This is a genomic window from Idiomarina baltica OS145 (assembly GCF_000152885.1).
GTDB classification, from domain to species: Bacteria; Pseudomonadota; Gammaproteobacteria; order Enterobacterales; family Alteromonadaceae; genus Idiomarina; species Idiomarina baltica.
The window spans coordinates 57,930-66,536 of record NZ_CH672410.1; the positions used below are offsets into that span (position 1 = coordinate 57,930).

The window sequence follows — 8,607 nt, forward strand, 5'->3', positions numbered from 1 at the left end:
TTGAGTCTCGCAGCGTTTTATCAATACGAGTGGGACAACACCAAACTCGATGGTTGTGGTACATTTTTCTCAAGTGTCGACATTATCGGTGGCCCAGGTTGCGGCAAAGTGACGCTGAACCCACAATTGGTGCCAGGCGACCCTAATAGTTATTTAAGTGATAGAGAATCCGTAGAAGCGGGCGCTTATATTGGTAGTAACCCACGTCTTGAAGCCTCTGACAGTGGTCAGTGGGGTATGAACCTGCGCTACTATTCAATCGACCTCGATACCGAGTTCGGTTTGTATTTCATGAATTTGCATAATAATACGCCAATTATCTCAGCGTATAACTGGACCGTTGATCCTGAGCAATTCATGGATGCAGCGGATCGTCAGAACCCTAATTACACCTATGCAACGCCGAACGGTTACCCTATCGATGGTCCTCGTTTGGTTATTGAATACCCTGAAGATACAGAGTTGTACGGTGCAAGCTTCAGTACTAATATTGGTCTTTGGTCAATTGGCGGTGAGTATAGCTATCGCAAAGACATGCCTGTACAAATCAACACCACAGAGATCTTAACAGCGGGTTTGCGTCCTAACGTACCGAGTACCTTTGGTGACCGTGTACAAAGCACTGAACTAGGTGGTTTAGCTCACGGGTATGACCGGTTGGACGTGAGTCAGGCGCAAGCAAGTTTCGTTCGTTTCTTCGATCGTTTCATGGGCGCTGACCGCATGACCTTCGTGGGCGAAATCGCAATGAACCAAGTACATGACCTGCCGGGCTTAGAAGAGCAGCGTTACGGTCGTTTACCGTTATTTGGTAAGTGCCTATTACCGAGTGAAGTCGGTCCAACAGCAGCCGGTAACTGTGAAGGCTTTGTGACAGAAAACTCTTGGGGCTATCGCACACGCCTACAATGGGAATATTTGAGTGTTTGGAACGGTTGGAGCTTAACGCCAACGCTTCAGTTTAATCATGACGTTGACGGTTACTCTCCAAACAGTAACTTTATTGAAGACCGTAAGTCAGTCGGCTTAAATTTAGCGGCTGATTACTTGTCGACTTATAAAGTGACATTGGGTTATACCCAGTACACAGGTGGCGACTTTGATGCGACTACCGATCGTGACTACGCATCAGTAAGTTTCTCATACGCATTCTGATGATGCCGTCAGTTTGTACAAAAAGCATGCTTATTTAACTTGCATGTTTAACGCACTAACGCTAAAACCGTCTCTTATGAGGCGGTTTTTTATTTGTAGGCAACACGGAGAGAACACGCATGAAAAAGTGGCTAATGGGAAGCGATAGCGGTGACGTTGTCGGCCAGTGCCGTTGCACAGACGGAGCGCACGTTGCAGTTACAGAATGTCTTTGATCTCGAGTATGCAGCGTCGCCCGCATTGCATCCAAGTGGAGACTACGGTGTGTTTGTGCGTCAATCGATGGACATTAAGCATGACCAAAAAACAGGGCGTCTATGGACGGTAAAACCGAACGGTGACATCCGCCCGCTTACGGGCGATTCTGCTCATGAGTGGAGTCCTGTTTGGTCACCCGATGGCAAACGGCTCGCTTTTATCTCGGACGCTTCGGGTAGCCCACAAATTGCAATTTATTGGACCGACACGGGCAAACATGCGGTTGTGGGTGAATTGACGCAAACGCCGAGTTCGTTGAGTTGGTCGCCCAACGGTGACTATATCGCGTTTAGCCAATTTACTCCGATTAAGTCGGCAGCCCCTGTGTCGTTGCCGGGTAAGCCGGAAGGCGCTGACTGGACCGCGCCTCCGCAGTTTGTTGACAAAGACAACTATCGTTATGATGGTGGCGGTTACGTCAGTGATGGCTATCAACAAATTTATGTGATCAGTGCCGAGGGCGGCACTGCGCGTCAAATCACCGATGACGAGTATAATAGCGGTGGTGATCTGGAGTGGTCAGCGGACGGCAAACAAATTTATTTCTCGGCAAACCGCCGCAGCGATGCGTTTCGCCAACCGATGAACAGTGAAATTTATGCGGTTCAAGTCGATACGGGGCAAGTACGTACTCTAACTGACCGCAATGGTCCTGATGGTGCGCCAAAACGTTCGCCTAACGGCGATTGGCTCGCCTTCATTGGCAATGACGATAACGGCATGAGCTCACAGATCTCACGTCTTTACGTGATGTCCGTGGATGGTACCCAGTCACGTGTACTGACATCGGAATTAGATCGTAGTGTGACAGGTTTCGCATGGGACACTGACGGTGAGGGTATTTACTTTACATACGATGATAAGGGTGTTGGTCAATTAGCGCGCACTGATCTTGACGGTGACTACGAACCGTTAACGGATCGTGTTGGCGGTTTATCTTATGGTCGTCCTTATGGTGGCGGTGACTTTTCAGTCGCAGGTGATGATCAAGTGTTATATACCTTATCAAACCCATTGCGTCCTGCCGATTTAGCATGGTGGGATGATGGCGACAACCGACAAGTCACACAACTTAATGAAGATGCGCTCGGTCATAAGCAGCTCGCGCAGGTTGAAGAAATCACCTATAAATCGTCGGTGGATGGCCGAGATCTACAGGGCTGGATTGCTTATCCCCCCAATTTCGATAAAGATAAAAAGTATCCATTAATTTTAGAAATTCACGGCGGCCCCCATACAAACTACGGTCCACGCTTTTCCGTAGAGGTACAGTTGTACGCAGCGGCAGGATACGTGGTGCTATATACCAACCCGCGGGGTTCAACCAGTTACGGTGATGACTTTGCCAATGAAATACACCAGAACTACCCCAGTCATGACTATGATGACTTGATGGATGGTGTGGATGCCGTTATCGATAAAGGCTTTATCGATGAAGACCAATTATATGTCACCGGCGGTAGCGGCGGTGGTGTTTTAACCGCTTGGATTGTCGGACACACCGATCGTTTCCGTGCAGCGGTGGTAGCGAAGCCTGTTATCAACTGGTACAGCTTCGTATTAACGGCGGATATGTATAACTACTTCTATCAATATTGGTTCCCTGGTTTACCATGGGAAAATCTTGAGCAGTATATGAAGCATTCGCCTATCAGTTACGTAGGTAACGTCACGACGCCCACCATGTTATTAACCGGTGAGCAAGATTATCGAACGCCGATTTCAGAGACTGAGCAGTACTATCAGGCGCTAAAATTAGCGGGTGTTGAGACAGCGATGGTACGAATTCAAAACTCTGGACATAGCATTTATGCGCGCCCGAGTAACTTGATGAATAAAGTAGCCTATATTTTGTATTGGTTTGAACAGCACAAATCAGACGACTAACGCTATATATCCTCAAAAAAGCCGGCATGAACGCCGGCTTTTTCGTATCTTAAACATACCTACTGGATACTTTCTAAGTAGCGATTCACCGCATACTCTGGCGTCACTTTATCGCGTAATGCCCACTGATCATGGTCAATGGTTACGGGCTCGTTTAGCATAGCCACTAAACGCTCTGCCAGTGCATTCGGGTCATTCATCGGTACCAACCAATCTTCTAAAATACCCTCAGCGATTTCGGTCGGACCACACTGACACCGTGTTGAAACAAACGGCGTGCCACACACAACAGACTCGACAAGTACGTTAGGAAGACCTTCAAAATCTGAACTTAACGCCAAACATTGGGCTTGTTTAATCCAAGGAAACGGATTGTTTTGAAACCCTGGCACAATCACGTCATCGTGTGCATCAAACCGATCGAGTAACCGGCGTAGCTTTTTATCTTTGCGGGTTAACAATACTAACTTAACGTCGGGTCGGTGTTGGCGAACCTGCTTAAATGCGGCGAGCAACACATCATGACGTTTTGCTTTGGCGCAACGTCCAATATGGATGACATAGGGCGTATCAGGGATCGCATCGTGAGTCTGTGCGGCCTGGCGCTGGATATCTTCCCAGTCAATAGGGTTGTGGATCGACTCGACGGTACCAAGGGGGAGCCAATCATTAGCCGCTGAGTATTCCCGTGCTAATTCGTCAGATACGGCAATAACGTGTTGATCCTTGAGTGACAATTTCTTGCGTTTTAGTCGCCAATGTTTTAACCAGCTCATACGGCGTGCGGTAGCCATCTCGCCTTCGAGGGAGGTATGCACCACATAGCGCTTGGGGATATCACGCGGTAAGCGACGGACCACCCAATGTGCTTCATCCAAATGGGCAAACAGTGCGCTAATACGGGTATTGCTGTCTCCCTCTATTGTTTTTAAGCAGCGTTCCAGAGAGGCGACCATTTGCCTTGATTTACCCAGTAAATCAATATTCTTGGTATTCTCAAATGGAAGCATGTGAATATTGGTGAGCCGCTCGATGTCGTAGACACCCTTAGTACACAACACGACAATATGGTGATCAATTCCACGCTTGAGAAACTGTTCATGTAAGCGTAGGCACACTTTTTCAGCACCACCGCCTGTTAAGGTCGGTATAACAGTTACTATCGTCGTCATCGATGACTCGCCTTTTTTAATTTAAATTTGATAGATTCTTTTAGCTTTGTCCAACGGCGCTGCTTGAGGTCTTTGCGTTGGGCCATTTGCTGAATTTCACTTTCGGCATCACTCACGTTGGCGACATAGGGCACCAAGCCTTGAACCTTTATACCGAGTTCCCACTCCCATTGCAGATCAACATCAATGGCACGGAAAAAGGGTGGACGATGACTGAGCAGAGTCTCCGCCCCCTGAAAGCTAACTGCTTGTGCGACCGTGCCTGTGGGTGCTTTGGGATAATCTACAAGTGTGAAGCGGTCGAGTGCTGTTCGCGTTTGGTAAGGACGCTTTTTAAAGGGGTTAGCCAGCTTAATATAGTCCCATTCATTGCTATGAGTGAACTGTTCGATAGCACTGATAGCATGGGGGAATTGATCGTCTAAGACTAAATCATCTTCAAGAATAATGGCGAAATCGAGTTTGTCGGTAATAATCCGTCGCCAACACTCAACATGGCTGAGGTAGCATCCAATTTCACCAATCGTCAAATTATAAGCGGTTCGTCGTTCGGCTTGCTCAGTATCAAACGCCGCATCGATCTCTGCTCCCGTGAGCTTTGAACCATCCACCGCTGATACTCGCTCAAACGGCACATTGAGCCGATTCAATTGTTGCGCGGCTTTTTCCAAGCGCTCGGTAGAGCGATCTAAGTTAATCAAGAAAATTTTCACATTCATCAGCGGCTTGATCCTTGCTTTAGATCTCTAAATAGATTGAGATAGTGTTGGCTCATCTGAGTTTGCGTGTAATGCGATAGGGCGTCTTGACGGGCCGATAGCGCAAGACGGTCGCAGAGTGAGTCGTCTTTTACCAACCGCTCAAGTTGGTCAGCTAAGTGCTCCGCGTCTTGGTGCCGATGTGTCAGACCGTTGCTGTCTTCAACAATGACTTCTTGTACACCGGGTACTTGGCTACCAACGACCGCACATCCAGCCGCCATGGCTTCGATCAAAGTCAGCGGCATTCCCTCATAATGAGTACACTGCACAAAAATACGTGTGCTTTTTAGCAATTCCGGCACGTCTGAACGAAAACCCGCAAACTCAACTTGAGATTCCAGACCTAATGTTTGGACTTGTTGTTTGAGCCCATCAACGATACGTGGCTTACCCTTGCCAATGAGTTGCAGCTTAACGTTTACATGGCGCTGCTGCAAAATGGCGATCGCTTCGATGAGAGTACGATGGTCCTTTTGCTTTGCAATACGCGCTACCATGATAATGTCATTCGGGCGCTTTGATGCTGGTACGGGTTCATCGATGAAAGGGTCGGGCTTAATGCCATTGCTAATCGCTATGCATTTGTCAGCGTCATAACCTCGCCTGAGGAGTACTTGGCGGACACCTTCTGAACAGCCAACAATGGCATCTGTGACTGTATTTAGTTTACGCGATAGCCAATAGCGAAACCGGGTGTAACGCTCTTTGGTGTTGTGTTCCACTTGAACGATATGCGGCACACCCGCCAAGTAAGCCGCCAAGCGGCCCCATAAATGTTCACTGAATCCATGGGCGACAAAAACATCAGGTTTTAACTGGTGACAAAGACGTACGAGTGCGAAGACGGTTGTAAGGTGTAGCCAGTTATTAACGACATACACGCGAATACCTTCCTGCCTGAGTGCTTCGACCCGCTGTTTGGGCATGTGGCTTTTCTTTCGAAGCACTAGAATGCTCTCTACGTCGGGCTCGTGCTGCGTCGCACGCACCAAAGATAGAGCGACCTGTGTAGCGCCGCCGGAAAAACCACCCGTAACAAAATGAATGACTCGCAAAAACGATGCACCTTTTAAAACCTAGCTAGTGAGTGGCATTATAGGGCAAAGTGAATCATCAAGTAAGGTCGTATCATGGCAAAAGCGTGGCAGCCACTCCTGGCAGAGGAAAAGCAAAAAGAATACTTCGTACAACTCATGCAACGGGTCGAACAAGCGCGAGAAACAGAGGTTATCTTTCCACCCGAATCGGAGGTGTTTAACGCGCTTAAACTGACTGCGCCTGAGCAGGTTAAAGTCGTTATTTTGGGGCAAGACCCTTACCATGGGCCTGGACAAGCGCATGGCTTGAGCTTTTCGGTACCTGAGGGGGTCAAATTACCACCCTCACTACGGAATATTCTCAAGGCAATTATGCAAGATTACCCCGAAGCGCAAGCACCGACTCATGGTGATTTAACGGCTTGGGCACAACAAGGTGTTCTGTTACTCAACACGGTACTCACGGTGGCACAGGGTCAGGCACATAGTCACGCCAACTGGGGCTGGGAAACCTTCACCGACACAGTGATTGAGCGCTTAGCTACCGAGTACGACAACATCGTATTTATGCTGTGGGGCGCTCATGCGCAAAAAAAGGCAGCACTTATCCCGGACGATAAGCACTGCATATTAAAGGCACCTCATCCTTCACCATTATCCGCTCATCGTGGCTTTTTTGAAGCGCATCACTTTGTGCAAGCCAATCAATACCTCATGGCGCACGGACGGACACCCATTCAATGGGCGCCGGGTATCAGCGTCGATTAACTTCACGATGAAACTGTTTGATAGCCGCAAGCATGTGCAGCGCGATCAAACCTGGTAGTACGTAAGTTGCTAGGATCTTGTGTATTTCTTCGGCGGGTTCATGAAGCCATGACCAACCGGAGAGATCAATAAGCCAAGTAGTTTGTGAAGAAAGAGCGATCCCTTCGCCTTCGGTGAATAAGTATAAAGGACCGGTGATGAGCACGACTAAGAGTGTCAGTAACATCAAGCTTTGTAATCCTTTAGCGAGCTTAAATGTTGTTTGCTCATCGGGCTCTGGCGCGCGAAAGCCTGCGAATGCTCTAAATCCAATGCGCACTAATAAGAAGAGCCCAAGATAAAAGCCTGTCGTTACATGAATGCCTTCAACGGCATGTTTAAAGGTGCGTTCGTCGGCAAATACCATCATAAAGCCGAGTGTTAACATGATTGAGAGTGCGATTACAGTGAGCCAGTGCATAAACTGTGCAAGCGCAGAGTAATGTGTGGATGTATTCATGAGTTTAACCTCGTTGATTCACTTTGCTTTAGCCTATGCCGTGAAACTTAAATTTATCTTAATTAGAGCAACTTTCGTTTAACTTATTCCTTACAAGTGTCTATGTCATGATCCATGTCATGTAAGATTCATCCGCAGTTAACATATTTGAAACAAACTGCTTTTATTCTTGCAAAAAGTGTGATATTTAATCATATGTGAACAAATTGTTAGGCAGTTTGTTTTGTGCGCTAATCCATAATTATAATGATACTGAGAGGTAGTCATGGACCATTCAGAAGAGCTTCAGAAAGTAAGTGAAAAATCATCGAAAGGACGCACAAGTAAGCGTAGGTGGCGTGAAATAGAACAATTAAAAGAAAAATACCTCTTACGCGAGGAGCTCACCGATATCGATTCTTCGTTTGATATCGATTTGGAAGAAATCGAGCTTCGTTAAAAGAAAAAGGCCGGCAAATTTGCCGGCCTTTGTCGTTCTTATCATAGCGTTTAGTCGTTGCTTTCTGGCTTTTTACGCAGTTGTGCGAGCATCTGCTTGAGCACCTTAGGTGCGCCGGCCACGATATGGCCGCTTTGAACATAATTGTGGCCACCTTCAAAATCAGTCACGATGCCGCCTGCTTCTCGTACAAGGAGGTCACCGGCCATCAAATCCCATGGCTTCAAGCCAAGCTCGAAGAAGCCATCGTAACGACCCGCGGCAACATAGGCGAGGTCGAGGGCTGCAGCACCAGCACGGCGCATATCCGCACAACGCTCAAATAAGCGACCAAACATCGCCTGATATTCATCGTAGCGGTGTTTTGCTTTAAAAGGGAAACCTGTTGCGAGCAATGCACCATTAAGTTCTGTTAATGGTGATAAACGTAACCGACGGCCATTAAGCTGAGCGCCCGCGCCACGTGATGCGGTGAATAGTTCTTCGCGTACAGGATCGTAAACGACGCCTTGTTGTACCGTTCCTTTATGAACGACAGCAATAGAAATACAGAAGTGGGGAACACCGCGCAAGTAATTTGTTGTGCCGTCCAACGGATCGATAACCCACTGAAAATCGTTATCTTTACCCG

Annotated in this window: 9 protein-coding genes; 4 read left to right on the forward strand and 5 right to left on the reverse strand. The window is 47.7% G+C overall.

What is annotated here, in order from left to right; all coding sequences use genetic code 11:
• The coding region (locus OS145_RS12545; RefSeq protein WP_040488236.1) for a DUF1302 family protein at positions 1-1,155 on the forward strand (1,155 nt) is incomplete at its 5' end.
• Positions 1,156-1,305: 150 nt separating this feature from the next.
• Positions 1,306-3,300, forward strand: a complete 1,995-nt coding sequence (locus OS145_RS12550; protein ID WP_006956968.1) for a S9 family peptidase — start codon at positions 1,306-1,308, stop codon at positions 3,298-3,300.
• Positions 3,301-3,359: 59 nt separating this feature from the next.
• Here OS145_RS12550 and OS145_RS12555 read toward each other — a convergent pair whose 3' ends face one another.
• From OS145_RS12555 to OS145_RS12565, 3 genes are read right to left on the reverse strand one after another with little or no spacing between them, the layout of a single operon-like run.
• On the reverse strand, positions 3,360-4,472 hold the full coding sequence (locus OS145_RS12555; protein ID WP_006956967.1) for a glycosyltransferase: 1,113 nt from the start codon (positions 4,470-4,472) through the stop codon (positions 3,360-3,362).
• Complete coding sequence (locus tag OS145_RS12560) at positions 4,469-5,191, reverse strand: glycosyltransferase family 25 protein (RefSeq protein WP_006956966.1); 723 nt, start codon at positions 5,189-5,191, stop codon at positions 4,469-4,471. The genes OS145_RS12555 and OS145_RS12560 overlap by 4 nt, the downstream gene beginning before the upstream one ends.
• Positions 5,191-6,288, reverse strand: a complete 1,098-nt coding sequence (locus OS145_RS12565) for a glycosyltransferase (RefSeq protein WP_006956965.1) — start codon at positions 6,286-6,288, stop codon at positions 5,191-5,193. Before OS145_RS12565 ends, OS145_RS12560 begins: the two co-directional genes overlap by 1 nt.
• 75 nt (positions 6,289-6,363) lie before the next feature.
• Here OS145_RS12565 and ung point away from each other — a divergent pair, with 75 nt between their 5' ends.
• Entirely contained in the window at positions 6,364-7,038 is a 675-nt protein-coding gene (gene ung, locus OS145_RS12570; protein WP_006956964.1) for a uracil-DNA glycosylase, read from the forward strand.
• Here ung and OS145_RS12575 read toward each other — a convergent pair.
• Complete coding sequence (locus OS145_RS12575; protein WP_006956963.1) at positions 7,025-7,537, reverse strand: cytochrome b/b6 domain-containing protein; 513 nt, start codon at positions 7,535-7,537, stop codon at positions 7,025-7,027. The two genes, ung and OS145_RS12575, sit on opposite strands and share 14 nt — an antisense overlap.
• 265 nt (positions 7,538-7,802) lie before the next feature.
• On the opposite strand from OS145_RS12575, the gene OS145_RS13255 reads away from it, so the two are divergent.
• A complete protein-coding gene (locus OS145_RS13255; protein WP_006956962.1) occupies positions 7,803-7,976 on the forward strand; it encodes a DUF3545 family protein in 174 nt (57 codons plus the stop codon).
• Between the two features lie 50 nt (positions 7,977-8,026).
• On the opposite strand, the gene OS145_RS12580 is transcribed toward OS145_RS13255, so the two are convergent.
• Positions 8,027-8,607: inositol monophosphatase family protein (locus OS145_RS12580; protein ID WP_006956959.1), on the reverse strand; the 581-nt coding region annotated here is incomplete at its 5' end.